Annotated in this window: 18 protein-coding genes; 7 read left to right on the top strand and 11 right to left on the bottom strand. The window is 48.7% G+C overall.

The window, feature by feature from the left end; translation table 11 throughout:
- Nucleotides 1–65 precede the first annotated feature (65 nt).
- The 3 genes from G459_RS0101375 to G459_RS0101365 form a co-directional block, all read right to left on the bottom strand.
- Nucleotides 66–3491: a SusC/RagA family TonB-linked outer membrane protein gene (locus G459_RS0101375; RefSeq protein ID WP_245588106.1), complete on the bottom strand. Its 3426-nt coding sequence runs from the start codon at nucleotides 3489–3491 to the stop codon at nucleotides 66–68.
- Between the two features lie 202 nt (nucleotides 3492–3693).
- A complete protein-coding gene (locus G459_RS0101370; RefSeq protein ID WP_157373249.1) occupies nucleotides 3694–4683 on the bottom strand; it encodes a FecR family protein in 990 nt (329 codons plus the stop codon).
- Between the two features lie 400 nt (nucleotides 4684–5083).
- A complete protein-coding gene (locus tag G459_RS0101365) occupies nucleotides 5084–5689 on the bottom strand; it encodes an RNA polymerase sigma factor (RefSeq protein WP_035454853.1) in 606 nt (201 codons plus the stop codon).
- 353 nt (nucleotides 5690–6042) lie between these two features.
- On the opposite strand from G459_RS0101365, the gene G459_RS0101355 reads away from it, so the two are divergent.
- Nucleotides 6043–7191: a lactonase family protein gene (locus G459_RS0101355; RefSeq protein ID WP_026966020.1), complete on the top strand. Its 1149-nt coding sequence runs from the start codon at nucleotides 6043–6045 to the stop codon at nucleotides 7189–7191.
- On the opposite strand, the gene G459_RS26595 is transcribed toward G459_RS0101355, so the two are convergent.
- The gene (locus tag G459_RS26595; RefSeq protein ID WP_035454850.1) at nucleotides 7188–8270 is read right to left on the bottom strand and encodes an o-succinylbenzoate synthase; all 1083 of its coding nucleotides are present in this window, start codon (nucleotides 8268–8270) and stop codon (nucleotides 7188–7190) included. The genes G459_RS0101355 and G459_RS26595 overlap by 4 nt on opposite strands.
- Before the next feature lie 30 nt (nucleotides 8271–8300).
- On the opposite strand from G459_RS26595, the gene G459_RS0101345 reads away from it, so the two are divergent.
- Nucleotides 8301–9542 (top strand): S-adenosylmethionine:tRNA ribosyltransferase-isomerase, encoded by a 1242-nt coding sequence (locus G459_RS0101345; protein ID WP_035454847.1) that lies wholly within the window; start codon nucleotides 8301–8303, stop codon nucleotides 9540–9542.
- Nucleotides 9543–9573: 31 nt separating this feature from the next.
- Complete coding sequence (locus G459_RS0101340; protein WP_026966018.1) at nucleotides 9574–11121, top strand: hypothetical protein; 1548 nt, start codon at nucleotides 9574–9576, stop codon at nucleotides 11119–11121.
- Here G459_RS0101340 and pgi read toward each other — a convergent pair.
- The gene (gene pgi / locus G459_RS0101335) at nucleotides 11118–12767 is read right to left on the bottom strand and encodes a glucose-6-phosphate isomerase (protein WP_026966017.1); all 1650 of its coding nucleotides are present in this window, start codon (nucleotides 12765–12767) and stop codon (nucleotides 11118–11120) included. The genes G459_RS0101340 and pgi overlap by 4 nt on opposite strands.
- A 187-nt stretch (nucleotides 12768–12954) precedes the next feature.
- Between pgi and G459_RS0101330 the strand changes: the two genes are divergently transcribed.
- Together G459_RS0101330 and G459_RS0101325 are read left to right on the top strand one after the other, a co-directional pair.
- Nucleotides 12955–13422 (top strand): hypothetical protein, encoded by a 468-nt coding sequence (locus G459_RS0101330; protein WP_157373248.1) that lies wholly within the window; start codon nucleotides 12955–12957, stop codon nucleotides 13420–13422.
- Between the two features lie 191 nt (nucleotides 13423–13613).
- Nucleotides 13614–14672 (top strand): endonuclease/exonuclease/phosphatase family protein, encoded by a 1059-nt coding sequence (locus G459_RS0101325; protein WP_035454843.1) that lies wholly within the window; start codon nucleotides 13614–13616, stop codon nucleotides 14670–14672.
- Between the two features lie 28 nt (nucleotides 14673–14700).
- On the opposite strand, the gene G459_RS0101320 is transcribed toward G459_RS0101325, so the two are convergent.
- From G459_RS0101320 to G459_RS0101305, 4 genes are all read right to left on the bottom strand, one after another.
- Nucleotides 14701–15684: an MlaD family protein gene (locus G459_RS0101320; RefSeq protein WP_026966014.1), complete on the bottom strand. Its 984-nt coding sequence runs from the start codon at nucleotides 15682–15684 to the stop codon at nucleotides 14701–14703.
- Nucleotides 15681–16439, bottom strand: a complete 759-nt coding sequence (locus G459_RS0101315) for an ABC transporter ATP-binding protein (protein WP_026966013.1) — start codon at nucleotides 16437–16439, stop codon at nucleotides 15681–15683. The genes G459_RS0101320 and G459_RS0101315 overlap by 4 nt, the downstream gene beginning before the upstream one ends.
- Nucleotides 16440–16442: 3 nt before the next feature.
- Complete coding sequence (locus tag G459_RS0101310; RefSeq protein ID WP_026966012.1) at nucleotides 16443–17240, bottom strand: MlaE family ABC transporter permease; 798 nt, start codon at nucleotides 17238–17240, stop codon at nucleotides 16443–16445.
- Between the two features lie 291 nt (nucleotides 17241–17531).
- Nucleotides 17532–17888, bottom strand: coding sequence for a response regulator (locus G459_RS0101305; protein ID WP_026966011.1), 357 nt, complete (start codon nucleotides 17886–17888; stop codon nucleotides 17532–17534).
- A gap of 383 nt (nucleotides 17889–18271) precedes the next feature.
- Here G459_RS0101305 and G459_RS0101300 point away from each other — a divergent pair, with 383 nt between their 5' ends.
- On the top strand, nucleotides 18272–19645 hold the full coding sequence (locus G459_RS0101300; protein WP_084454299.1) for a TIGR00341 family protein: 1374 nt from the start codon (nucleotides 18272–18274) through the stop codon (nucleotides 19643–19645).
- Between the two features lie 102 nt (nucleotides 19646–19747).
- Entirely contained in the window at nucleotides 19748–20200 is a 453-nt protein-coding gene (locus tag G459_RS0101295; RefSeq protein WP_026966009.1) for a YciI family protein, read from the top strand.
- Between the two features lie 62 nt (nucleotides 20201–20262).
- On the opposite strand, the gene G459_RS0101290 is transcribed toward G459_RS0101295, so the two are convergent.
- Together G459_RS0101290 and G459_RS0101285 are read right to left on the bottom strand one after the other, a co-directional pair.
- A complete protein-coding gene (locus G459_RS0101290) occupies nucleotides 20263–23103 on the bottom strand; it encodes a PD-(D/E)XK nuclease family protein (protein ID WP_026966008.1) in 2841 nt (946 codons plus the stop codon).
- The gene (locus G459_RS0101285) at nucleotides 23100–26345 is read right to left on the bottom strand and encodes a UvrD-helicase domain-containing protein (protein ID WP_026966007.1); all 3246 of its coding nucleotides are present in this window, start codon (nucleotides 26343–26345) and stop codon (nucleotides 23100–23102) included. Before G459_RS0101285 ends, G459_RS0101290 begins: the two co-directional genes overlap by 4 nt.
- Nucleotides 26346–26412: the final 67 nt, after the last annotated feature.

The raw sequence follows: 26412 nt of genomic DNA, 5'->3' as shown, positions 1-26412 counted from the left end.
GCAGACTCAATGCTTTATAAAATCTGGTATATTTCATTTTAAAATCTCTTTAAGTATAACAGGATTTAAAGGGTCACTTGAAGACCAAACAGGAACGTGGTTGGCTTTGGATATCCATGCCAGATCATCCCTTGAGAGAAGACGTTGTCTCCATTGCCACCACGGATCGGTGTCTGCTCAGGATCTCCCACTACATCATCCCCTACAACGAGGAAGAAATTTTGAACGGTAGTGTAGGCTCTTAATCTCGACAACTTGATCTTTTCAGTCACTGCTGTCGGGAACGTGTAGCCTAGCAGGAGATTTCTGCCTCTGAGGAAAGAACCGTCCTTCACCCAGTGTGAATCCACGTTGGTCACATATCCTGCTCTGGTATCACGGATCTCTGCAATCGGCGAGTTTTGATTAGTCGGAGTCCAAGCTGTCAAGACAGACTTGTAGCTGTTTGCCAATGCCTGACGGTCTTCACTTGGGTGAAGGGTCATGTCCAGGATATCATTGCCGACAGAGAATGCCAAGTCAACCGACATGTCCCAGTTTTTGAAACGGAAGTTGTTGATAAATGAACCCCAGAAATCAGGCGAACCGTTACCAATGATCATCCGGTCGGAGTCATTGATCGCGTTGTCACCATTCACATCTCGGTACTTGATATCACCTGGCAGCATGGTCAAGCCATTTCTGTAGCTCACAAATTCAGCAGCTTCAGCACGTTCTGCTTCGCTCCAAGTACCTTCTCTGACCAGACCCCAGAATGAACCTACCGGCTCACCCACTCGGATGATGTTGGTTTGGTTGGTGAAGTTAGGTCCACCCACACCGAAGATATCGGCAGGAGTAGCCAGGGAAAGCACTTTGTTTCTGTTGGCAGAGACCATCAAAGTCGTGTTCCAGAGGAAGTGTTCCTTCTCAATGTTGACTGTGTTCAGATTGAACTCAATCCCCTTGTTTTCCATAGATCCTACGTTGCTTCGAATCACAGAATAGCCGCTTGTGCGTGGCACAGGAGCATCCAATAGCATGTCGGTGGTCTTTCTGTAATAGAAATCCAGCTCCATTGCGATTCTGTTTTGGAATAGACCCAATTCAACTCCCACGTCAAACTGAGCAGTTTTCTCCCACTTCAAATCTGGGTTAGACAATCTGTTGAGACCTGTACCGCCTACGCGGGTTTCGTTGTAGATCGCCGCGTAGTTAGAGCTCAGCAATGACAGAGACGAATAGGGAGGAATCTCAGAGTTACCTGTCAGACCGTAGCTGGTTCTCAGTTTCAAGTTGGAAACCGTAGAGCTGGAGCTCATGAAGCTTTCCTCAGATACCTTCCACGCTAATGCAGCGGATGGGAAGAAGGCGTACTTGTTATTCTCTCCAAACTTAGACGATCCATCAGCTCTGCCGGTGAAAGTCACCAAGTACTTGTTGTCCAAACTGTAATTGACCCTGCCGAAGTAAGAATTCATGGCAAAGCTTTGCGCATTGGATCCGACTCCAGGCAACTGGCTACCTGCACCCAGGTTATTGAATGTGAAATAATCTGTTGAGAAATTCTGCACGCTGGCACTCATCGAGGTGAAGGCTGTTTCTTGCCAAGAAATCCCCAACATCGCAGTCAGTCCATGACGCTCTGCAAAGACCTTGTTGTAGGTCAGGTAGTTTTCAAGAGACCAAAAAGTCTCTTTTTGCATCGCTTTGGAAGCAGTACCATTTTGAGAAATTGCCAGAGTTCTGGTTTGAGACTGGTCTCTTTCCTGAGTCATCACATTAGCTCCCAAGACGGTTTTCATTTCCAGTCCTTCGGCAAATTTGATATTGGTGTAAACACTGCCTATCGTAGTCTGGGTATTCAGGATGTACTTGGTGCCATACAATCTGTGCATGGAGCTCATCGTGCCTTCTGCGTAAGGATAATCCCTGTTGTTGGCAAATGTACCATCCTCATACTTCACAGGAAGGAAAGGGAAATCTTCCACAATCTGTCTTGCTACCGCATCACCGGTATCTACCAAGTTCTCGGATTGATTGTTGTAGCTCAAGGTACCACCTACTTTCAACCATTTTTTCACCTGATCATCGACGGTAAATCGGCCCGAGTAACGCTTCATGTAAGAGGTCTTAACCAAGCCCTGATCATCTCTGTATCCCAATGACAAAGAGTAAGTAGTGCGCTCGTTTCCTCCCTGGAAGCCCAGTTGATGGTTTTGAGAGACCGTGCTCTGTGTGGTTTCCTCCAACCAATCTGTATCGTAAAGAGGCTGTTGGTTTTCGTCAAAGATTCTTCGATCAGTTCTTCTCAGCGCTGGGTTCAAATAGGCCCACTTGCCCGCAGCCCATCCTACTGGATCATATTTCTCCATGTTTGCCCAAGCCAGATCTTCTGTTGCCAGATACTCTTTTGCATTGAGTACCTCAGGTCTGTTAGGACCGATGATCGGTACACTGACGTCGACGTTGTAGGTGACGGTACCTTCGCCTGATTTACCTTTTTTGGTAGTGACCAAGATTACCCCGTTAGCACCTCTGGAGCCGTAGATTGCGGTGGAAGATGCGTCTTTCAACACCTCTACAGAGACGATGTCGTTCGGATTGATGTAGTCGATCGCGTTACTCGCCTGCTGCTGGTTGCCCATAGGAAGCATCACGCCGTCTACTACATAGAGTGGATTGTTTGACGAGTTGATCGAGCTAAATCCACGGATTCTGACCGTTGTTCTTCCTCCCGGACGGCCTGAGTTGGTATTTACCTGCACTCCGGAGACTCTTCCTGACAGGGCTTGGTTCAGGGATGGAGAAGGTCTCTCCTGCAGGGATTCTGCCCCCACTTGTCCCACGGAACCCGTCAAATCAGACTTCTTAACAGTACCATATCCGATCACAAGGATTTCTTCCAAAGAAGTAGAATCCACTTCAAGTGAGATGTTGACTACTGACTGCTGGCCAACTACTACTCTTTTGGAAGTGTAGCCGATGTAAGAAATCAAGAGCGTAGCGTCATCCGGTACAGTCAGTGAAAAGTTACCTTCTACATCTGTGACGGTGCCCAATGTGGTACCTTCTACCAGCACTGTTGCTCCCGGTAGCGGCAGGTTGTTCTCATCCAGTATTTTGCCGGAGATACTTCTGTCCATCACGGTAGCGACGGTCACGAGATCAGCACCGGACTTGTCAGACTTCTTGACATTGATCGTCTCATTGACCTGCTTAAACTCCAATTGAGTTTGCTTTGAGATCGAGACCAGTACATCATATAAAGTTTGTTCTTCTCCGCTTAGGGTTACGTTCCCCAAATCGCGGACTTCTTTATTGGTGTATACAAACTTGAAGTTTGTCGCTTTTTCAATTTCTGAGAAGACATTCAGCAATGAAGTCTCCTTAGTGTTCATCTTGACATTCACTTCTTCTATGCTTTTGATCTGGGATACTCCGTCTCTGGAGTACAGTACAGTGATCGAAAGAAACTGGATCAAAAAGGCATAAGTGAAAAGCTTAGTCATTTTAACTACAAATAACAATAAACGGTTTTTCATATTCTTGCATGGTTTACTTTGGCTATTGCATAATGGTTCATTATAACTAACACGGTACAGTCTAGCGCTAACTTCCTGTATCCTTTACTTCCTGAACCGGTGATGTTGACCCACCTCCGATTCGTGTTTTTAGTCTGGTCATCTTATCATAGGCATCTATATTTTAGGGTTATTTAAAAGTTATTTCTACTTCATCTTGGACTATTTTATAGTCAAATCTTGCCGTGTAGCTCAGTCCTTCCAGTACATTTTCCAGGATTTCATCCTCGTACATCCCATACACCAACAGGTCTGACTTCGGCTTATTCTTCAGTGTAAAAGTTACCCCGTACCAGTTTTCAAGTATCCGGATCGCCTCCATCATCTTCACCTGTTGAAAAATGATCCGCTTCTTGGTCCACGCCAAAACCAACTCAGTGTCAAACTGTCCTTTCTTCAGTAGTCCCGTCTCGGCATCAAATCTCAGGTCCTCTCCCTTCTCCAGGGAAATCTGCGGCAAGTCTGCTCCATTTACCTCCAGAGCCACCTTTCCTTCCACCAGGGAGACATTGACCTCTTCATCCGCATAAGCCGAGACGTTAAATGCCGTCCCCAGCGCGGTCGTCTTCACGCCCTCGGTGATCACCGAAAAAGGCCGCAGCGAGTCTTTCGCGACCTCGAAATAGCCCTCGCCTGTTAGATATAATACCCGCTGATCCGCTTCGAAATTTTTGATAAACCGGATCGAACTTCCTGAGTTTAACATCACCTTGGAGCCATCCTGTAGCGTCATCGTGGATTTCACACCAGGAGGCGTCGTGTACTCCTCATAGGTCACTATCTTGGGGATTTCTATCGGCGTGCTCTCCGGGAAGATTATGCTGAGACTGATACCAAGAGCAAAAGCCAAAACCAAAATCGCCGAAACACCCAGCCATTGGGAGTACTTGAAAAACGGCCGTTGTCGTTTGTCGTATTCGTCCAATATTGATACTGCACTGATAGGGATTACCTCGCATTCATCCGATTTCGACTCCAAGTCATCTGTCTCAGCATCGATCAAATCCCAGAGTTGCGATACTTCCATTTCCGAGAGGCTTTGCTTGTCGTAGCTCAGGTTTAAGATCAGCGCCCTTGCCATCTTAGCCTTGGTGACTTGGCTCGGATTTTCTTCAAGCAAACTCCTCCATAGGATATTTGAATTTCTATCCGGATACAATACCCAGATTCTAAATTCTCGATTCAAGACAAAATCTTCTACTGAAAACTCTGATATATCCACACTATTCTCTTTCTAATGAAAGGCAGCCGGACTCCTTTTCTATCCTCTGTTTTTTAGATTTTTTTTCACTTTTACAGTATTCTTAAAAAATCAATACATCATTGTGAATCCAATAACAACTACAAGCTTTAATTTCTAAATCGGCATTATACTTAAAAGATCATTCCACAAAAATCAGATACTACCACACTTACTTTGGATCATTTTTTGGGAAAAAAAATCGAAACTATCCCTATTTTGAGAAGCTCCGTTTAAAACTTTTTTACTTAAAAACTTTTCGGCAAGCTGGCCTTTCCACTCAACTAAGCGCAATCAGAAACACAAAAACCAGGATGGCTTTCTTCATTCTGCTGATCGCCTTCCAAGCCAACGTATAGCTGGAATCGACCGTAATCCCCAGCACTTTGGACGTTGCCTCGTAGGAGAGCTTCTCAAAGAACAACAACTGGATTACCTCCCGCTGACGGACCGGAAGCTCCTCAAGTGCAACCTTCAGTCTTTGCTGCAATCTCTCGTTGAATTGGTGGACGATCAGCTTTTCCTCCACGGACTCCTCCAGCCCGACTGTTTGGCATTCAGAGATTTCTTGATCCAAAAAAATCCTTCGGTCCCGGGAAACCTCTTTCACAATCTTGTTGGAAAGTGACTTGAACAAGTAGATCTTAACGTTATCTGTCCGTTTCAAACTTTTTCGGTATTTCCAGAGATCTACAAACAGTTCGTGAACACAATCTTTGATAAAACTCCGATTGGACTTGATCGCCATGCCGTATCTAAAAAGTTGATGGGAATATCGGCGGTAAATCATCTCCAACCCTGCTTTATCTCCTTCGATCAACTGACTCCAGAGCAAGGCCTCGTCTTGAAGGCATTCGTTGAGAATGTGGGTTTCTTGGGCTTGCATTGGGTTACTGAGTTGACTAAAAATTAAAATTCACTAAATCGACTTCGTGATCAAGCTAGAAAATTTAAGGTAAAGAAGGCTTCTAGCTGTAAATTATTGACAAATACCAACAGACTAAGCAAACAATCTATTCTATCCTCTAACTTATCCGTAATTTTTCAGAAAAACACTGCTTTCCGGCAGATATAATATTTTGGTAAAACTCGGAATCAAAAGATCATTTTGGAAGATGGCCGAGCCCCTGAATACAACCGCTTGCCAGTCAAATAAGACTATCCAATTCGCCATTAATCCGCTTCGGTTTCTGAAAAATCTTTTGCATGATTTCCCGAATAGTCTCTTAATTTAATGGGATGAAATTCTTTCCGACCCTAGCCGCAGTTTTGGCCCTTGCCGCCTGCTCCTCTCCAAAACAAGAAACCCAAGTGACCCCAACTCCAGATACTCCTGTTAGCTACAATTTCCTGGTCGGCACCTATACCGATTCTATGAATCACGGCATCAATTTTCTTTCTTTTTCACCTTCGGAAAATCTCATGACTCTCGAGACCGTGGCTGCGGGAATCGCCAATCCATCCTTTGTGTTGGCCAACAAGGAGGGGAAAGTCGTCTATTCGTTGGAAGAGGAGGCCGGAGCCAAGGGAGGCAAAGTGTTGACTTTCTCCCGAAATCCCGCAGACAATTCACTCACGCTCATGGATCAGGACGACTCGATGGGCGATCATCCCTGCCATATCTCACTTTCGCCCAATGAAGATTTTGTCATCTTGGGGAATTACTCAGGAGGAAATCTGTCCGTATTCAAAGTCACGCCGGAAGGCCAGTTGGACTTTGTGCAACTCATCCAGCACACCGGTAAAAGCGTCAATCCGGATCGTCAAGAAAAAGCGCACGTACACTCCACGACCTTTGATCCCGAAGGAAAGAGAGTCCTGGTCGCCGATTTGGGCACCGATAAGATCTATGTGTACGACTTTGATCCTGGTAAAGCTGAACCCCTGAGCCTCTCCGGCGAATTCCCGATGAGCCCCGGAGATGGGCCCCGGCACCTGGCCTTTTCAGCGGATGGAAGAGAAGTCTTGGTCGTGGAAGAGATGACCGCGGTACTGGCTGTTTATTCCTATGACAATGGAGTCTTGGCCCCAAAGCAGCGTCTTTCACTGTTGGATGAGGGCTTTGAGGGAGCTGTCGGAGCCGCCGAAATCAGAGTTTCTCCCGACGGAAAGCAGGTCTATGTCTCCAACCGGGGTGATGCAAACACGATTTCGGTTTTTGGCAAAAATGCCTCGGGCGAATATCTACGCGTTCAAAACATCTCCTCCGGAGGGCTGATGCCGAGAAACTTCAACCTGACTGCCGATGGCAAATATCTGCTCGCAGCCCATCAGGCCAGCAATGACATCGTGATCTTTGAGCGGGATGAATTCACCGGAAAGCTTACCCAAACGCTTTGGAAAGCGAGCGTTCACAAGCCGGTTTACCTTCACCGACTCACTGACTAAGCAGGATTTTCCCAGCCATTGGCCGGATTGTATAAAATCTTCCCGGCCCTGATCTCAAGCGGAGAATCCAAGTTGTTGTGGTAGAGTTTTCCCGTCCCCAAGCCTTGGGGGATCGTCGTATTCAGCGCGGAAGCAAGCTGCGAAATAGCGTTTAGCCCAACGTTGCTTTCCAGCGCCGAAGTCATCCACCAGCCGATGTTTCGCTCTTCTGCCAGTTCTATCCATTCTCTCGTCTCCATGATTCCGCCAAGCAAGGTCGGCTTCAGGATGATATGCTGCGGCCGAATGGCGTCCAAAAGGGCCTGCTTTTCGCTCACTCCAATCAGTTCCTCGTCCAAAGCAATCGGCAACGGAGTGGTTTGGCAAAGGTTTCTCATTGCCTCCCAGTCACCGGCACGGGTCGGCTGCTCGATGCTGTGAATGTCCAGCTCTGCCAACCGACTTAGTTTTTCGAGCGCGGTATCTGGTGAAAAGGCCCCATTTGCATCCACGCGGAGGGTGATTTGATCTTTTGAAAATCTACTCCGAATGTAGCGCAGAAGCGCTACTTCCTGCTCAAAGTCGATCGCTCCGATCTTCATCTTGATGCAGTCAAAGCCATCCTTCAGCTTCTGGTCGATCTGCTCCAGCATAAAGTCCCTGTCACCCATCCAGATCAGTCCATTGATCGAGATACCTTCTTGCGAGTCAAAAAAACGGTTGGGAAAGAGCCGCTTCTGCCCACCCATAGCCAAGTCCAGCAATGCGGTCTCCAGCCCAAATCGGATGGACGGCAGATCAAAAGGAATCAGCCTTTTCAATTGCTCCAAAATCGCCCTTTCCTCCAAGTCAAACTTGACTCCGCTCAGAGAGTCCAACGTTTTCCGAAGGATCTCTTCAAAGTCAGGTCGATGATCCGGACTGAGCTTCACCAGCGGTGCCGCCTCTCCCCAGCCGACACGCTGAGGCTGCTGGGTATCAATCACTTTGATCCAAAAAACATTCCGAGTCGTCAGCACCCCCCGGGACGTCCCGGCCTCAAAGCGGAAATCCAGCGTCCGCTTGATGTAAGAAAACTGAAGTCTTGCGGAAGCTCTCATCGGGAATTGGTGGATTTCAGGTAAAACTAGATGCCTATATTTGCACCCAAATCAGCCCATCCGATGGATATCCCTCAGATCGACCTACGCGACTACGAATATACACTCCCCGACGAGCGCATCGCCAAGTTTCCCTTGGAAAAACGGGACAGCTCGCAGGTGTTGCACTATCAGAAAGGAGAAATACGGCATTTTCATTTCTATGACATCCCAGACTTGCTGCCCTCCGACACGCTGTTGGTCTACAACGATACCAAGGTCATCCCGGCCAGGCTGATCTTCCAGCGCGAGACGGGAGCCAAGATCGAGATCTTCCTGCTGGCTCCGACTGCGCCAACCACGGTCATTCCCGAGATCATGCTGGCCAAGCATCCGGTCACTTGGGAGACGATGATCGGCAACGCCAAAAAATGGAAAGACGGAGAAGTCCTGCAGGGAAAAGTAAGCGTGGCTGACGGAGAAGTCGTCCTGAGCGCGAAGCTTATGGACCGGGAACTGAAGCAAGTGGAGTTCTCCTGGAACGACGCGGACGTCGCCTTTGTGGATCTGGTCGAGGCAAGTGGAGAGATCCCTCTTCCACCGTACCTTAATCGCAAGCCCGAAGCCGAGGACAGAGATCGCTATCAGACAGTTTATTCCAAAAAGGAAGGAGCCGTGGCAGCTCCGACAGCCGGGCTGCATTTCACTGCCGAGGTCTTTGATCAGCTTCGCAAAAAAGGAATCCGCGAAGCACAAGTCACGCTTCACGTCAGCGCGGGCACTTTCCAGCCCATCAAAGTAGACAATGTGCTCGAACATCCGATGCACAGCGAGCAAATCCAGATCAATCGGAAAACGATCATACAGCTCCTGGAAAACTCCGGAACCATGGTTGCGGTCGGCACGACGTCAGTCCGAACTCTCGAAAGTCTGTATTGGTTTGGGGTCAAACTGATCGAGGGAAAAGGCGAGGATTTCTTCATCTCAAAGCTTTTCGCCTATGAAAAGCGGGAAACCACTCCTTCCAGAACAGAGTCTCTTCAGGCGATCCTGGACTGGATAGATAGCTGTCAAAAGGAATCGATCCTGGGTCAAACGGAGATCTTCATCTTCCCAGGCTACACTTTCCGGATGATCGAGGGGCTGATCACCAATTTCCACCAACCGGGTTCGACTCTGGTTCTGCTGATTGCGACGATCCTCGGCGAGGATTGGAAAAAAGTCTACGGAGAGGCTCTAGAGAAGGATTACCGTTTTTTAAGTTACGGAGACAGCAGCTTGCTTTGGTTGTAGCCACAAGTCTTTAACTTTCAGAAAAACCGACATGAACCGATTAAGGAGGCCTACGTTTTATTTCAGCTTTGTACTGCTACTTTTTTCATGCAAAGAAGATGAGAATCCTAATGGAAGGGTTCCGGTGACTATAGAAGGATTCACTATCATCTCCGCTGCCAATCCAGCTGGCCGAATCAACTCCACACTTAATTGGGAACACAACTTTGGCGAAGAGGTAAGTCTGACCTTTGTATCCCAAACCAACCAAGAAACCTTCCCGGTGAGCTTTAAGCCGGATTTTTCCGGCGACCTTCCGCAAATCCTCCTTCCTCCTGATACTTATTCCTATTCCGGTAGCACCGAAGAGGCTACTGTTTCTTCTTTTTTACCTGTCCAACTGGAGGGAAACATGCAGGTAACTGGCCCCACTACCTCACTGATGCTCAGTGGAAAGACCAGTTTCCAGCTGGTGAGCTTTTCAAAAAACAATCTAAAAAATGCCCCTCAGCTCTTACTACCGGCGGAAGCCTCCATGTTTTCTTACGACAACTTTTACTATGCCTATATCAAAGCTGATGAACTCCTTAAATCCGGGCTGACACTGGAAAACGGAAAGAAATTCCGGTGGGGAGTCAACGCCCAGCCCTTTGAACACAATTTATTCAACTTCAATACTTCGTCGGGAGAAACATCAAATCCTACAGTTGTGGATCCGGTGCTGAACCTAACCCAAAAAACTGTAACCCTAGACGATGAATCGGTACCGGACTTCATGGCTCTCTTCAACCAAGTGGAACACTCCAATCTAGTCAATGAAGCTTCCGGTTTGCAGTGGATTCAGGGAAGACTTTTCGCCATCAACGACGAGGAAAACCTAGCTGAAATCTATGAATTGAATCCTGATAACGGTGATGCAATCCGCACTGTAAAAGTGACTAACGTCCAAAACATCGACTGGGAAGAGCTGGCGGTGAGCGACAATTATCTCTATATCGGAGACTTTGGAAACAACCTGGGAAAAAGATCCAATCTACGAGTGCTTAGAATTCCGGTTAACGACGCATTGACCAAAACTGAAGTGCAGGCTGAGATCATTTCCTTTAGCTATGACAGGCAAACGGGAGCTGAGCCAACGACAGATCACCGGTTTGACTGTGAGGCAATGGTATTCTACCAGGGAAAGCTGCTCCTTTTTACCAAGCCCAGCAAAGCACAGGGAAGTGATAGCTATACCTTGGATCCAAATCCCGGAACCCAGACCGCCAGATTCGCAGGCACATTTGACACCAAAGGCTGGATCACCGGAGCCGATCTGACTTCTAATGGGAAAAATATCGTGTTTATCGGCTATGAAAATGCCGGAGCTGCTTCGCGGTCAATCCTGAGTTTTATCAAAAACCCCCAGCTTCCCTCTCTGTCCGGCAATACATTAAAAACGATGCATTTGGGCAGCCTGACCCAAACCAGCCAGACTGAAGGAATCACCATCAACAGCGATTTCAGGGTAAAGATCGCTGGAGAACAAATCAACTTTGGCGGTCTCCGTGTTCCCCAGCGGTTGTCAGAGTTGGACCTGACAGGAATATTGCAGGATTAGCCTTTACGCATCACCTTGTAGGCATTAATCAACCCATTGGTGGAGCAGTCGTGGGAAGTCACTTCCCCGTCGCCAGCCAGTTCCGGCAGAATTCCGTTAGCCAGGACTTTGCCCAGCTCCACGCCCCACTGATCAAAGCTGAAGATGTTCCACACCACCCCCTGCACAAAGATCTTGTGCTCGTACATGGCGATCAACTGACCCAGCGTGTACGGCGTGATCTCTTTGACCAGGATCGAATTAGTGGGACGGTTGCCTTCAAAAACCCGATGTGGAGCGATTTTTGCGATTTCCTCGTCTGACTTCCCGGCTTTTTTCATCTCTGCACTCACCTCTTCCAGTGACTTTCCTTTCATCAGCGCTTCAGTCTGGGCAAGGAAGTTCGAAAGCAATTTTGGATGATGGTCGCCGATCGGATTGTGGGAGATAGCCGGAGCGATGAAGTCGCAAGGGATCAGGTGTGTGCCTTGGTGAATCAGTTGGTAAAAGGCGTGCTGTCCATTCGTGCCCGGTTCACCCCAGATGATCGGCCCGGTCGAATAGTTGACGGATTCGCCGGAGCGGGTGACGTACTTGCCGTTGCTTTCCATATTTCCCTGCTGGAAATAGGCCGCAAATCGGTGCATGTACTGATCGTAAGGCAGGATGGCTTCGGAAGTTGCTCCCTGGAAATTGGTATTCCAGATTCCGATCATGGCCAAAACCATGGGTATGTTTCGCTCAAAAGCGGTATGACGGAAATGCTCATCCATGGAATGGGCGCCGGAAAGCAGCTTTTCAAAATTATCAAATCCAATCACACAGGCAATCGGCAACCCGATGGCAGACCAAAGCGAGTATCTTCCGCCCACCCAATCCCAAAACGCAAACATGTTGGCCGTATCGATGCCAAAGGCTTCGACAGATTTAGCGTTTGTTGAGAGCGCTACGAAGTGCTTGGCAACTGCCGCTTCGTCTTTTGCTTTCTCCAAAAACCAAGATCTAGCCGTGTGGGCATTGGTCATCGTCTCCTGGGTCGTGAATGTCTTGGAAGCGATGAAGAAAAGCGTGGTCTCAGGATCGACTTTCTTTAGTGTCTCCGCGATATGGGTACCGTCCACGTTGGACACGAAAAAGATCTCCAGCTCTGGGTTTTGAAAAGGTTTCAATGCTTCGGTGACCATCACTGGACCAAGATCCGAGCCACCGATACCGACGTTCACCAGAGACTTAATCGATTTTCCGGTATATCCGAGCCACTTGCCGCCGTGGATTTGATCGGCAAAGCCCTTCATCTGAGCCAAAACCGCATTCACATCCGGCATCACGTCTTTGCCATCCACGTAGACGGGATGACCTTTTCTATTTCTCAAGGCCGTGTGGAGTACCGCCCGGTTTTCGGTTTCATTGATCGCCACACCGGTAAACATCTCCTCGATGGCCTCATGGACACCGGTCTCCCGAGCCAAGTCCATCAACGCGGCCAAGATGCCGTCAGAGATTCTGTTTTTGGAAAAGTCCACCAACAAATCCTCGAATCTTACGCTGAACTCGTCGAATCTTCCGGGGAATTGAAAGTGAGAGGCGATGGTGTCGTTTTTGTGCTTTTCGACCAGTTCCAAAAGTCGGGTCCAGGCTGGTGTGGTGGTGGGGTTGATTGCGTTCATGATAGGGAATAGGTAGAAATTAGGGAAAAGACAAAAATAAGAGGATTCTGAAGGGAATGAAGGAAAAGGATCTTTTGCTTCTCAAAGTTTCCATCTAATCTTTTCCCCAAACTGTCTGTGTGGGTTGTGAAGAAAGGCTTTGGATTTCATTAATCTGGGCTTTAGTTTGATGATTAAATTTATCTCTATGACATTACGTGCCGCTGTTCGATATCCTATCGTGATGGGTTTGGTTTGGACGCTCTTTTCCTGTAGTCCGTGTGGAAATGCCGATGCTCCCATCTCAACGTATGAATTCGAATTTACCGTGGTGGACCGTGAGACGGGAGAGGACTTGATCTTTGGCGAAAACGCCACCCTCGATCCGGACGGATTCCAGCTTTACAGCTTCCGAGGAACGGACCGCGTCTCCCATCCGCTCATTCCCTATGAGCTTGAACTCACCCTTGGATATAGTGCAATCTCCGCCGACATCCGCGGCGTCCAGGGGGATTTGTATCTGGAATATCCCGACGGGAATATCGACACGCTTCAGGCATTTTTTGACCGGCGCGAGACCGAGTGCTGGGGTACAATAGAATCAGTCCAGCAAATCACCCGCAACGGATCGGAGGTTTACGACAACATCTATGAAGTGCTGCTTTTCGAATATTGAAAGAAAAAGTAGTTTATCTCATGGGGCTTTTGAGAAATTCGGACCTTAACCTACAAGCCAAGCCAGAGCGAACCTCTGGATACGCAGTCGAATAGTTTGATCCCAATTGATAAACCATGGAAGGGAAAAATAAACTCCTCTTGGAAATCATTCTTATCAGCTATTTTGGGCCTTGATTTCCACACCAACTTATGCTTTTCCTTAAAATCGTTACTGTATTTTTCATTGCCAGCGCCTACCTCCCCCTCATCAAGTGGGATCATTGGTCGATCCGGATTTTTGACTATCCGAGGTTCCAAAAGCTGATCATCCATCTTCTGCTGATCCTGGCCTGGTGGATCTTTGGAGAACGCATCACTGAAAATCTTATATGGACAGGACTGCTTGGAATTGGAGCGATTTACATCTTTACCCAAGTGTATCCTTATACCGTTTTTGGAAAAAAAATGATCCAAAAAGTGGCTTTTGAGAGGGAAAATGGACTCCACGTCATTGTCGCAAATGTCTACCAGTACAATCAACATACTCGGAAACTGCTGGATTTGATCCGGCAGCGGGATCCTGATCTGGTCTTTTTGGTGGAGACGAATCAGGAATGGGTTGATCAGTTGAAGCCGCTGGAGGAGCGCTATCCACACCGGATTCTCTGCCCGCTCGAAAACACGTATGGGCTGGCGTTTTACTCCAAATTCCCTATGGTCAGTAAAAAGGTCCTGCATCTCATCGATGAAGAAATCCCTTCGCTGGAGGTGGATTTAAGATTGCGAAGCGGGAAAATCATCACGGTTTATGCCATTCACCCGACGCCTCCTGTCCCGAATGAAAATCCGACTAGCACAGACCGCGATGCGGAAATCCTGATCGTCGGCAAAAAATCAAAAGCTAATCCCAAACCCTCTCTGGTCATCGGAGACCTCAATGACGTCGCTTGGAGCTACACGACCTCACTTTTCCTGAAGACCTCCGAACTGGCTGATCCGAGAAGAGGGCGGGGATTCTTCAGTACGTTCCATGCTAAGGTTCCGCTCTTTCGCTGGCCACTCGACCATGTCTTTTTGAGTAAGCATTTTGGACTATCCTCTATTAAAGTCCTAAGGGGAATCGGATCAGATCACTTTCCGATCGAGATGAAGGCAACGCTCACCTCTCACGATACAACCGACACAGAAACGGCGACTAGTGAAGAGGCGGAAGAAGCGGAGGAAAAAATCGCTAGCGCCCAAGAAAACCAAAAAGCCGATCAGGACTGACCGGCTTTTGATTTCATTTGGATGATTTTTAATTTCCATCGGCTTCTTTTGCCTCGGCCTTGGCTTTCCGCTTAAAGCCTTTATTAAACGGCCAGGTATATTCCAGCGCTTCCATGCCTTTATTTAGGTTATAAGTGGCAGAGTCGGTGTTTTCCAAGGTGCTTCTCAACGACTCAGCAAACTCGGCATCATTCAGAAGCATCCCCATCGAATTGTCGGTGGAACTGAGCTTCTCACTTACCTTTTGAAGCTCGAGTGTAAGCTGCTGCGCATTGGCAGCAGTGGCGTTGAGGCTTGCCATGCTGGCTTTGAGCTCTTTCACGATTGTGGTATCCGTGACCAGATCGTTGAACAGGTAACCTTTCTGATTGAGCTTCGCAGTAAATGTGTTCAGATCATTGACAACCCGGTTGGAATTGGCTGCCGCACGGTCAAGATTGGCCATGATTGCCTTGAAATTGTCCGCAAGCAGGGAGTCGGTCATCGCTGCGCCGACCATGCCCTTGCCTGCAGCAATCTTGCCAGTGAGTTCCTTCAGATTACCGGTGATTTCCACCAGGTTTTCATTGTTGATCTGAAGCGTTTCCATCATTTGATCGGTATCCAATGGCATCACCGACTCAAGTCGGTCGCCGTCTTCCACCTGGGCCACTTCGGTGCTCCCGCCGTAGATCACGATGATCTTGTTGCCGATGAGTCCATCGGAACTGATGGTAGCTTTGGAATCCTTGCGGATGAATTCAACTACTGCTTCCTCAACATTCATCTCGACCTCAACCTGCGCGTCGCCATAGAAGTTGATTTTCTTCACGGTTCCGATCTTGACACCGGAAAACCAGATGTTGTTGCCAGTCTGAAGTCCTCCGATGTCGTCAAACACCGTCTTGAGCTGAATCGCCTTGACAAATTTCTTCTGCTGGCCGCCCAGCGTCAGCACGCCGACCACCAGGATGGCAATCCCAACAAAGACGAATATGCCAACAATGACGGATCTCCTATTTTCCCCTCTCATGAGTTTATAAAATTATAATCGTAGAATGATTTGATTCGCTCGTCTTCTGCATTCGGAAACACTTCTTCGAAGGTCCCTACCGCATCAAACTGGCCGTCGAGCAACACGGCCATCCGGTCTCCGATCTGCTTAGCGCAGGCCAGATCGTGGGTAATCACAATGGAGGAAGTCTTGTACCGCTCCCTCACTTCCAAAATCAGGTTATTGATCTCCCCGCAGGTAATCGGATCAAGGCCGGCCGTAGGCTCGTCATAGAGCATGATCTCGGGATTGAGGATCAGGGTCCTGGCAATACCAATCCGCTTCTTTTGACCACCGGAAAGCTCCGAAGGCATCTGATTGATTGTCTGGGGCAGGCCCACACTGTCGAGCAGTTCTTCGATCCGCGTGTTGATATCCTTTCGTGTCAGATTCTTTTCGTTTCGGACCAACGGAAACTCCATGTTTTCGCGTACAGTCATACTGTCGTACAAAGCTGAATTTTGAAATGAAAAGCCGATTTTCAGGCGAAGTTCGTTGAGTTCCTTTTTTTTCAGCGACGCGACTTCCTTTCCAAAGACCTTCAAACTGCCTGAATCCTGTCTCAGCAGACCTACCATGATCTTGATCAGTACGGATTTTCCAGAGCCGGATTTCCCCAGCACCACGAGATTTTCCTGACGGAATAGATCCAGATCCACCCCTTTGAGTACATGCAGGTCTCCAAAGGACTTTTTCAGATTCTTAATCTCAACTACTTTTTCCCGTTCTTCCATAGCTTACATCCCTCTGATTGCATTGACCAATTGAAGCACGAGTAATTCCTCGATGAAGATCAGGAACATCGCCATGACGACCGCAGCGTTGGCAGCGCGCCCGACACCTTCCGTCCCTTTGGAGGAATTATATCCCTTGTAGCAGCCGACGATCCCGATCGTAAAACCAAACAGCACCGATTTGAATACTGATGAAATGATATCCAGGAAGGTGATCGCTTCAAACACCTGTACAAAGAAGGTGGTCATACTAACCATTTCGTTTGCATTGACACTCAGGAACGAGCCCATCAAAGCAACAAAGTCAGTGTACATCACCAACAGCGGGATCATCAAGGTCGTCGCCAACACCCGCGACACGACCAAAAACTTGAAGGGGTTGGTGGCTGAGACCTCCATCGCGTCGATCTGCTCAGTCACCTTCATCGAACCGATCTCGGCACCGATGCTCGATCCCACCTTGCCGGCTGCAATCAACGCCGTCACCAAGGGCCCCATCGCGCGGACGACGGCGATGGATATCAGCGAGGGTAACCAGGATGCCGCTCCAAACTCTGAAAGCGAGGGCCGGGACTGATTGGTAAATACGATCCCGACGATGAATCCCGTCAACGAAATCAGCGGAAGCGACTCCACACCTATCCGGTAGCACTGCTGGATGATTTCCTTGAATTCATACGGCGGCATAAACACCTCCTGAAAGAAACGTCGGACAAAATTCCAAGCATCCGCCAATCCCGTAAAAAACTTATCTATCTTTTTTGAAAGCAAGGGCTTTCTATCTTCCGACTCTTCGGCCATAATTCTTTCAACTTAGTTCACAGCCATGAGACATTTGGCAAACACCACAAAGAAAACAAAATTCAAACCAACCCTTTCCTCCACCGGCTTATTTTTTAGAAGTGGAAAGAGCAAGTGCAAAAATTAATCGATGCCTTTTTTTGGGTTGAAAAGGAAACGTCGAAGCCGAACCAACAGTCAATTCGCAATAAATTGAGACGCGTCGGAGGCTAGTTCGGTTGACAAAAATCCCTGCAAAATCCGCCCAAAATCCAGGGCCATTTTCAGGGAAAATTCAACGCATTTGAAGTCTTATATCAGCGCCTTCAGAGTATTCCAGTTGTCCTCGGAAATCGGCTTTTCCATCACACATTTCACACTCGGAAAATCACCGACCCGACGTCTGTCTTCGGGAGAAGAACTGGCAGTAAGGAAGACAATCGGCGCGGAGGATTTCGAGCTAAAACTAGCCACCCAATCCCAACCGGAGGAGCTGTCAAAGTTGAGGTCTGACAAGATCAAATCAACGTGATTTTCATCCAGCCACAAGTCCAGTTTTTCCGGCTCGTTGAAAAATTCCATACTGCAGTTTGGAAGATAAATCTTGACCAATTTCTTCATCAGCAAGTGTTGAATCCTGTCATCATCCAAGTAAACTAATCTGAGCATTTCGACACTTTGGTTTTTTTAAAGACTTTTTAGACCTCCTTAAGTCACGAGATCCACGATTGGTTTTTAAAACTATAGCTTATTCTTAGATATCGGAATATGAAATTATCTCAAGTTATTTTTAGTCTAGACTAATCTTTTTAGCTAGCCCATTTTTCGAAAGATCTAAATCAGATTTATAAATTTAAATATCAGTAAGTTATATCAGTTCTTATAAACCCAAAGATAACTTGATGGAGAGGAAAATAATTGCTTTTCACATCGTACCCTTCCGCCAAATTATTTGGTGGCTCTTACCCCGACCTCCCTCTGTTTTTGAAAAAATCATCATAGATTTTTCCTATAATCCTTACTTTCACCCATATTCTTGTCTCAACCCCTACATGGCTACCACCACTCCCCCGCCTCGAAAGAGGAGCAGTATTCTTCGTTTTTTCGTTTACATCGCCAACCGGTTTGACCTGGAGGAAGGGAAGGAAGATGAGCTGGAAACCATTGAGTATATTTCAAAAAACGTAGAGTTTAGGGGCGCCAATCTATGGATCCTGATCTTTGCGATTTTCGTGGCTTCCATCGGGCTCAACGTCAACTCCACAGCAGTCATCATCGGAGCCATGCTGATCTCCCCGCTGATGGGTCCGATCATGGGCATCGGGATGGCCGCCGGCATCAATGATTTCGACCTCCTGAAGCGGTCTTTCCGCAACCTCGGCGTGGCAGTTTTTATCGCGATTTTGACCTCTACTTTATACTTCTCCCTGACCCCGATCAGCGTTGCACAATCTGAACTTTTAGCCCGGACCGAGCCGACCGTTTGGGATGTCTTGATTGCCCTCTTTGGCGGACTTGCCGGGATTGTCGCCGGGTCAAGAAAAGAGAAAAGCAATGCCATTCCCGGGGTCGCCATTGCTACGGCACTGATGCCGCCGCTCTGTACCGCAGGGTACGGTTTGGCGACCGGCAACCTCCTCTATTTTGTCGGAGCGTTCTACCTTTTCTTTATCAATTCGGTTTTTATCAGTCTCTCGACTTACCTCATTGTTCGATTTATGAAGTATCCGAAGAAGCAATTTTTGGATACCAAGCGCGAAAAGCGTGTACAAACTTACATCACGGTCATCACTCTGATGACAATAATCCCCAGTGTCTACCTGGCATACGGGATCGTCAAGAAGTCAATCTGGAACGAACAGGCCAGAAGGTTTGTCAATCTGGAGATCCAATCTCCCAATACGCAGGTACTGACCGCCAGCTATCATTACAATATCCCTCCCAAGACTATCGAGGTCAGCTTGATCGGTGAGCAACTTTCGGAGGAAGAAATAGCCCAATTAAATGCAAAACTGCCGGGATTTGGGTTGGAAGAGACAAGCCTGACATTTCTCCAAAGTGGTAACGGGACAGACCTGAACCTACTTCGAAATGACATTCTCAAAGATCTCTACGAACGAAATGAAACCTTGATCCGGGACAAAGACGAAAAGATCGCTCTTCTCGAAAATGAGATACTGGCCGACGCCAACACCCGAAAACTAAGCGTTGAGATCGCCGAAGAAGCGAAGATCAACCACCCCAACCTCAAGAAATTTACCATCGGGAGATCTTTGATGACGGATTTGGATAAGAAAAAAGTCGATACCTTGCTGGTAGCCTATGCGCAATTTTCCCCAGAACCTTCCAAGGCTGAATCCAAAAGACTCTCCGACTGGATAAAAATCCGTACAAAGGCTGACACGATTGCGCTCATTTTACATTAAGCTCATCCAACCGGTTGAAATTGAGCACGTCGCAGCTCCACATATAGACAATTATCAATTCAGGAGATTCAAACTGACCATTGAAAATTAAATTATAGACAGATGAAAAAGCTATTTACGCTCGTCCTTTTCTTGATTGGAGTTTGCACCCTCAGTCTTGCCCAAAGTCAATATGACGAAGTCCTTGCCCAAAAAGTCGGTGCCGATGAATATGGGATGAAAAAATACGTGATCGCGTTCCTTCTCCGAGGCGACCGCGTGAGTGAATACACCCCGGAAAAGAGACAGGAAATCCAGGGAGCTCACATGGCCAACATCGGTAAGATGGCCGAAATGGGCAAACTGGTGGTTGCTGGACCGTTTTTCGGAAATGAAGACCTGAGAGGGCTCTACATCTTCGACGTGCAGTCGATCGATGAAGCCAAAGCTTTGACAGAAACTGATCCCGCCATCCAAGCCGGAGTCCTTAAGATGGACTTGAAAGAATGGTACGGCTCAGCGGCGTTGGTGATGCTGAATGAGCTTTATCCTAAAGTGACGAAGAAGAGCTTTTAGCAGTTGGCAGCTTACAGTGTGCAGTATGGCTGCAAACTGCAGACTGCCTACTTCCCACTGACTCACCTTCCACAGATCTCTTTATACGCGCAATAGACGCACTTTTCCACCTTCGTCGTCTGGTCAAACGGCTGCTCCGGGTCAAAGATCTCACCCAGCAAGCCACTCAAACCTCCTTCAAATTCCTCAGCCAACTCTCTGTAATCGTTGATCTCCACACCGTCCAACTGAAGAAAAGGATTGAATTTGGGATTGTAGATCTCCTTGATGTTGAAGATCCCCGGCTTGAGGGGAAGTTGGTTTCCAGGATGCTTCGTTTGATAGAAATAGGCATAGAGCATCGTTTGCATCGCCGCTTTGTTTCGTCCGGTATCATCGCGATCAAATAAAGAAGCGACCGATTTGACCTTTTTGGTGTCCTTACCGGTCTTATAATCGATCAGCCGCACCACGCCGTCTTTCCTGTCCAATCGGTCAATGACCCCACCAAGCGCCACCTCTACCCTGCCGTCCGCAGTATCTACCCAGATCCCCGAGGGATAATCCTCCTCCGTGCCAATGACTTCAAAATCGCCATTCTTCTGGTCGTAGTCCAAGATAGCTCCGAGATATTTGATGAAGATGGCCCGCGCAATCTCCAGTTGCCCGGACAGCTCCAGCGCTTCATCTTCTTCGTTTCGATTGTAAAAAGCCCGAATCGCCGCATCCACCGCCGCTGGGATCTGTGGCTTCAAGCGCTCAATCCCGTGGTTATCGATCGCCCGGGCTGTCTCTCCCTCGGCCACTTTATACAAGTTTTCCACCGCATTGTGCAGGATCGTACCAAAGGTCGACGGATCAATCCCCGTGACGACTTCTTCCTTTTCCTTCAGTCCAGCCAGATACCGGAAATAAAACCGCAATCTACAATCCAGGTACATATTGATCGCAGAGGCGGAAAACGACTTCAAAAAAGCTGTCGGATCAGAAGTCTTCACATATTGCCGCAAAGCATCCATCACCTCGGGAGTCTTCTGGATCGTGATCTCCTCAGCTGGCGTCAAGTCCACGGGCACCATTGCCACTTGTGGCGCTGCGATGCCGAGTTCTGCCTGCATCTGTTGGATAAAACGGCTCATCTCGCCCGCCTTGCCCTGATCAGAGGAAGTCGTATAGATCAGGTGAACTTCCTCCGCCCGATGTAGCAGACGGTAAAATGTGTAGGCGTAGATCGCGTCATTTTGCTCTTGCACCGGCAGCCTGAACGCCCGGCGCAGGTTAAACGGGATCATTGAGTTGATTCCGCCGCCGGGAGGAAAACTCCCCTCGTTTACATCGCAGATGATCACACGGCGAAAATCCAAATTCCTGGACTCCAGCACGCCCATGAGCTGCAATCCCTGAAGCGGTTCCCCCTCGAATGGCAACTTGAGTTCCCTGAAAATCTGCCTGAAAAGCTTCAGCACAAAGTCCATCTTCAGCCCTTTGGAGCTGTTGGATTTGAAGATCTCTTGAATCCTGTTGAGCTGCTTGAAGGCCTGAAACAGGTAGCTGCGCTGGATCTCGTCGTCTTTAAACTCCTGCGCAAGATGCTGGATCAAGGTGCCCAAATAATCAAAAATATCTTCCGGGTTGACTTTTCGGAACACCAATTCGAATATCGTCTCAGGCTGGATCAACATCGCTTGAGGCACTTCGAGAAGGTTGTTTGTCCGGATTTTCTCCAGCACATCCTGTACATGGTCGGAAGCGGCGGCTTTCAGATAGGGGAAAGAAAGCAGGTCCGTCACCGGCTTGTGGTAAAAGCTGGTGACGCCATTTTTCACTTTAACAAATCGCTGTAAGTCAAGCACAGCATCGAGAAAAGCATAGATAGGCGCATTTCGGATCGGGTAACCCATCGTCACGTTGAGCTTCTCGATCTGCGGCGGCAACGTGTGCAAAACGGGAAAGAGCAGCTGCTCATCGGGCAGGATGATCACCGTCTCCTCCAGCCGTTCGTCCGGGCCGAGCGCCTCCAATAACTTCCCGACCAGATTGGATTGGTTGGTCTTTAGCGGAATAGAATGCGTCTGAATTCTGTCGGATTTTTGGCGGATCTGATTTGGTATTTCCTCCGTAAAAGTCTTCCCAAGCACGGCGTCCCTCTTATAATCCCTGAAAAACAACCCCGCCTCCTGCAAGGTGTCCTCCAAGTAAAATGCGTCCACGTCCCAAAAAACCTCCGCGCCAAACTCCTTCACAAAGTGCTTGATAAGCTTCTCTTCTGCCAACGTAAAGGCATTGAAGCCGACGAAAATATAATGCTTCTCAGGACTTGGAATCTGCTTTAAGTTCTCGGCCACCTGCCGGTAAAGCTGTCCCGAATAGGCCAGTCCGACGGTTTTGAGCCGGTGCTGAAAGTCTCCGTACAAGCGACCCAGAATCTGCCAGAAACGCAAAAACTTCTCCTTTTCCTGCTCATTTTGTCGGGCAAAAGCCAGCCAAAACTGGGAAATCAGCGCTTTTTGATCCTCGGTCAAAAAACTTAGATCGGACTCAAATTCCTTGATCTCCGCAAGGTTTTGATAGACCGTCTTTGCGGGAGCGAGAAACTGATCGAGGTCATTGAAGTCCTTCAGGATCAACTCACCCCAGACATAAAAACGGTCAAAATCCTCCGGCTCTTCCTGCACCTGTCGGTAGAGCTCATACAGCTCAAAGATCAGCGTCAGTTCATCCGCAGGCGTATTTCCGGCCAGGCCGTAGAAGACCTGCTCGATCGTTCTCACCTCCGGCATCCAGACCGGCTCAGCGATCAGCTCGCCAAGGTAGCGGGTAAAAAACAGGCCCGCCCGCCGATTGGGCAATACAATGACCAAGTCTTTGAGATCGCGTCCCGATTCCAAAAGCTGCTTTGCTGTATCTTTCAAAAAGGGGATCATACTTCCAAAATTTGGGTGGGTTCGAGATAGCAGAGATAGCCTTTGACTGGCTTTTGGCTGAGTCTGGCGACTAATTCCATGTATTCTTTCACTTGGGCGAGGTGCGAAGCGTATTTTTCTCCCGTCTTGAAATCCACCACAATAGCCTCATGAGCTCCGATCAGAATTCGGTCGGGACGTTTTTGACTTCCTCCGGGAAGCAAGATGCCCTGCTCAGCAAGCGACTGTAGGCTCGGATCAAACCATCGGACAAACTCTGGCAACACAAACAGCGCGTTCAGCTGCTCTCCCACTGCCGCCGCCGTTTCGGCATCAAGCCTACCCTCAAAGGTGTATTGCTGAAGCAAAAGCTCGGCGTCCTTCTTGTCTTGCGAAGCGGCTAACAACTCATGGATGATCACGCCAAGCTTGCGCTGCGAGCGGGCTTGAAGTCCCGACTCCGAAAAATCCCAGGCCTTCTTCTTGGTCTTCAGCTTCGATCTCCAATTTTGCGATTCCCAGCGAAGGAGTGATTCATGCGTTGGTTTTCGATCTTTCAGCAGCGGAATGGTTCCCCAGTTACCCGCCTCGTAAATCAGATTTTCACCGTCCCAGCTTTGATTTTCTCCCAGCTCAGCCACCTGAAAACCGGAGGCAAAAAGCGAGTAAAGCAGGTTGCCAGTCGTGTTCAGATTGATTTCACCTTTCTGGTTTTGTGAAAATTCCGTAGAACCCCAAATCACTTCCTCGGCACGGGTAAAAGCCACATACAACATGTTCAGCGAATCCAAATAAGCCAACCGGATCTCATCCTGATAGGCTGGCGCAAAAGCAGAATCCCGCAGTACGGAGCCGTGGGTCAGCGGCATAACGGTATGAATGCCGGTTTCGGTCGAAAACGGCGACCAGATCACAGGCGCCTGAAGGCCGGAAGCGACGATCCGCCAGTCCAGGAACGGCATGAGCACCACCTTGTATTGGAGTCCTTTGGCCTTGTGAATGGTCAAGATCCGCATCGCGTCATGATCCTCAGGGATCTTGACCGTGCGTTTGCCCTTGTTCAGCTCCCACCAATCCAAAAATCCGATTAAATCGGCCCGGTTCTTTTTCACAAAATCAAAGACCGCCTCCTTAAATCCCGAGACGTAGGCCAGGTCACTTTGCTTGTCGACCATTCCCAAAAAGGACACACACTCCTCCAACAACTCCATCAGCGGAAGCTGGGTCAAGACGTCGAGCTGCTGACGCAGTTTCAATTCTTTTGACCGGAGTTCATCGGGAAGTTTGTCCTTGTGAAAGAGATCATGACTCAATGGAATGTCGTGCAGCAGCGCATAGTAAAACCACATCGTCTTGAGCGAAACTCTGTCAGATGGGTTGCTGAGAAAGGTCAGCATCGCCACCAGACATTTCACGGCGGCGGATTTGTCGAGGAAAAGCGACTCCTCCGACAGCACATCGAAGCGGTAATTCGAGTCCGGATTATCTCGCCCATAGGCCATCAAGGCATCCGCAATCTCGGCTCCGTGGGCATTTTTTCGCACCAAAAAAGCAATGTCCCGCAACTGATAGCCCCGATCCTGAAGATCCATCACGAGTTGCGGAAGTCTATTCAGAACCTTCGTATGCGAATCCTCTTGCTCCTCATCAGTTTCCTCGGTGGATCGGGAGCTGGTCTTTTGGTTGAATTCCAACCGGATCTTTCCTTGAAACTCCAAGCTCATCTTTCCCGAAGGAATCGACTGCTTCACGCCGCCAAAAGCCTCCACGAGGAGGTTTTCCGCATCGATTTGAAAGGAGTCCTTCATTCCGGCCTGCATGAGTTCGGGCAGGGTTTCGAAGATCGCGTTGTTAAACTGGATGATGCCGGGCAGGCTGCGAAAGTTGGTCGCGAGAGCTTTCTCCTCGATGAAGTCTGGATGAATCTGCTGCTGCACTTCCGCCAGCAAGAGTTCCAGCCGACCGCCGCGCCAGCGATAGATCGACTGCTTCACATCACCCACGAGCAGGTTGGTATTGCCGGAAGCCAGGGAGTTTTCGAGCAATGGCTTGAAGCTCGACCATTGAAAATCGGAGGTATCCTGAAACTCGTCAATCAGGAAATTGCGGTATTGGTTGCCGATCTTCTCATAGACAAAAGGCGCGTCATTGTCCTTGGTGATCTCCTTGAGGAAGTCGTTGACGTCTGAAATCAGAAGGATTCCCTCCTCATCCTTGAGCAATCGCAACTCCAGGATCAGGTCCCGAAAGACGCCAAAGGCATTGAGGTTCTTCTGAAGCGCATCTAGCGTGTTCCATTGGGTTACTTTTTCCGGCCAGGAAAAAAGAATCGTCGCCAGACCTGCCTGCGCCGCTGACTCGATGGCTGGACCGTTCCGGTCTCCTTTTTTATACCAGTTCGAATACTCGGGAAGGTCTCTGAGCATGATCTCCGTGAGACTCGGAAAGGGACATTGAGGATCGCCCTGCCGGGCAAATCGCATCGCAAAACTCTTGCTCCCACCTTTGAAATCCGTCCACTCCAGTCCGGAATTCGCCCGAATCTGTTCCGACTTTTCCCGCAGCTCTTCCGCCTCGGCGATCAGTTTTCGCTTTTCGTCCTGCACGTACTTTCGAAACTCACCCAAGAAGCCTTCGTTGGCGACGCTCTCTTGGAAAAGACCTCGAAACGCCTTAAACCGCTCCTGAAAGATCTCTCTTCCCAGACTTTTGATTCCTCCGCGGATGTCCCAGGACTTCTCATTCTCGATCTGCTCTTCGGCGTAGTCGATCAGCCAGGTTCGGAGGTTTCGGTCGATAGACACCTTCTCTACCACTCGGTCCACCAAGCGATCCAGAACCGCGTCGGTGTCCATCTCCAGGTCAAACTTTGCCTGCAAATCCATCTCCCGTGCAAACGACCGGATTACCCGCTGAAAGAAGGAATCGATCGTGCTCACGGCAAAATACCCATAACCGTGCAGGATATGGAGCAGGGTCTCCCGGGCCCGACTTTGAAGTTGCGCAGGACTCAGGTCAAGCGACTGCATGAGTTCCGCATCCAAAAACTCCTTCGGCCTGACTTCTTTAGTGAGTCGCTCCAGCACCGTCAGGATCCGCTCCTTCATCTCCTGTGTCGCCTTATTGGTGAAGGTCACCGCCAAGATTTGTTTGAACGCAGACCGGGGGCTTTGCAGCGCCAGCTTAAGGTACTCCAGCGTCAGCGTGTAGGTCTTCCCCGAGCCGGCGGAGGATTTGTAGAGGATAAAGGGTCGTCGTTGCATGGAAAAAAGGCGAGCCTCCAAGATAGGAAAGTGGGCTGTTTTTCCTTTCGGGAAAAGTAAAGGTTGA

Source organism: Algoriphagus terrigena DSM 22685 (genome assembly GCF_000429445.1).
Classification (GTDB): domain Bacteria; phylum Bacteroidota; class Bacteroidia; order Cytophagales; family Cyclobacteriaceae; genus Algoriphagus; species Algoriphagus terrigena.
Note: the sequence above shows the minus strand (reverse complement) of the source record. Positions and strands in the feature narration are given on the sequence as shown.

Coding starts and splice junctions, on each gene's coding strand:
- G459_RS0101325 (WP_035454843.1), top strand. CDS start 13,614: ATGCTTTTCCTTAAAATCGTTACTGTATTTTTCATTGCCAGCGCCTAC.
- G459_RS0101285 (WP_026966007.1), bottom strand. CDS start 26,345: ATGCAACGACGACCCTTTATCCTCTACAAATCCTCCGCCGGCTCGGGG.
- G459_RS0101305 (WP_026966011.1), bottom strand. CDS start 17,888: ATGCTCAGATTAGTTTACTTGGATGATGACAGGATTCAACACTTGCTG.
- G459_RS0101365 (WP_035454853.1), bottom strand. CDS start 5,689: ATGCAAGCCCAAGAAACCCACATTCTCAACGAATGCCTTCAAGACGAG.
- G459_RS0101300 (WP_084454299.1), top strand. CDS start 18,272: ATGGCTACCACCACTCCCCCGCCTCGAAAGAGGAGCAGTATTCTTCGT.
- G459_RS0101340 (WP_026966018.1), top strand. CDS start 9,574: ATGAACCGATTAAGGAGGCCTACGTTTTATTTCAGCTTTGTACTGCTA.
- G459_RS0101355 (WP_026966020.1), top strand. CDS start 6,043: ATGAAATTCTTTCCGACCCTAGCCGCAGTTTTGGCCCTTGCCGCCTGC.
- G459_RS0101330 (WP_157373248.1), top strand. CDS start 12,955: ATGACATTACGTGCCGCTGTTCGATATCCTATCGTGATGGGTTTGGTT.
- pgi (WP_026966017.1), bottom strand. CDS start 12,767: ATGAACGCAATCAACCCCACCACCACACCAGCCTGGACCCGACTTTTG.
- G459_RS0101295 (WP_026966009.1), top strand. CDS start 19,748: ATGAAAAAGCTATTTACGCTCGTCCTTTTCTTGATTGGAGTTTGCACC.
- G459_RS0101375 (WP_245588106.1), bottom strand. CDS start 3,491: ATGACTAAGCTTTTCACTTATGCCTTTTTGATCCAGTTTCTTTCGATC.
- G459_RS0101315 (WP_026966013.1), bottom strand. CDS start 16,439: ATGGAAGAACGGGAAAAAGTAGTTGAGATTAAGAATCTGAAAAAGTCC.
- G459_RS0101320 (WP_026966014.1), bottom strand. CDS start 15,684: ATGAGAGGGGAAAATAGGAGATCCGTCATTGTTGGCATATTCGTCTTT.
- G459_RS0101290 (WP_026966008.1), bottom strand. CDS start 23,103: ATGATCCCCTTTTTGAAAGATACAGCAAAGCAGCTTTTGGAATCGGGA.
- G459_RS0101310 (WP_026966012.1), bottom strand. CDS start 17,240: ATGGCCGAAGAGTCGGAAGATAGAAAGCCCTTGCTTTCAAAAAAGATA.
- G459_RS26595 (WP_035454850.1), bottom strand. CDS start 8,270: ATGAGAGCTTCCGCAAGACTTCAGTTTTCTTACATCAAGCGGACGCTG.
- G459_RS0101345 (WP_035454847.1), top strand. CDS start 8,301: ATGCCTATATTTGCACCCAAATCAGCCCATCCGATGGATATCCCTCAG.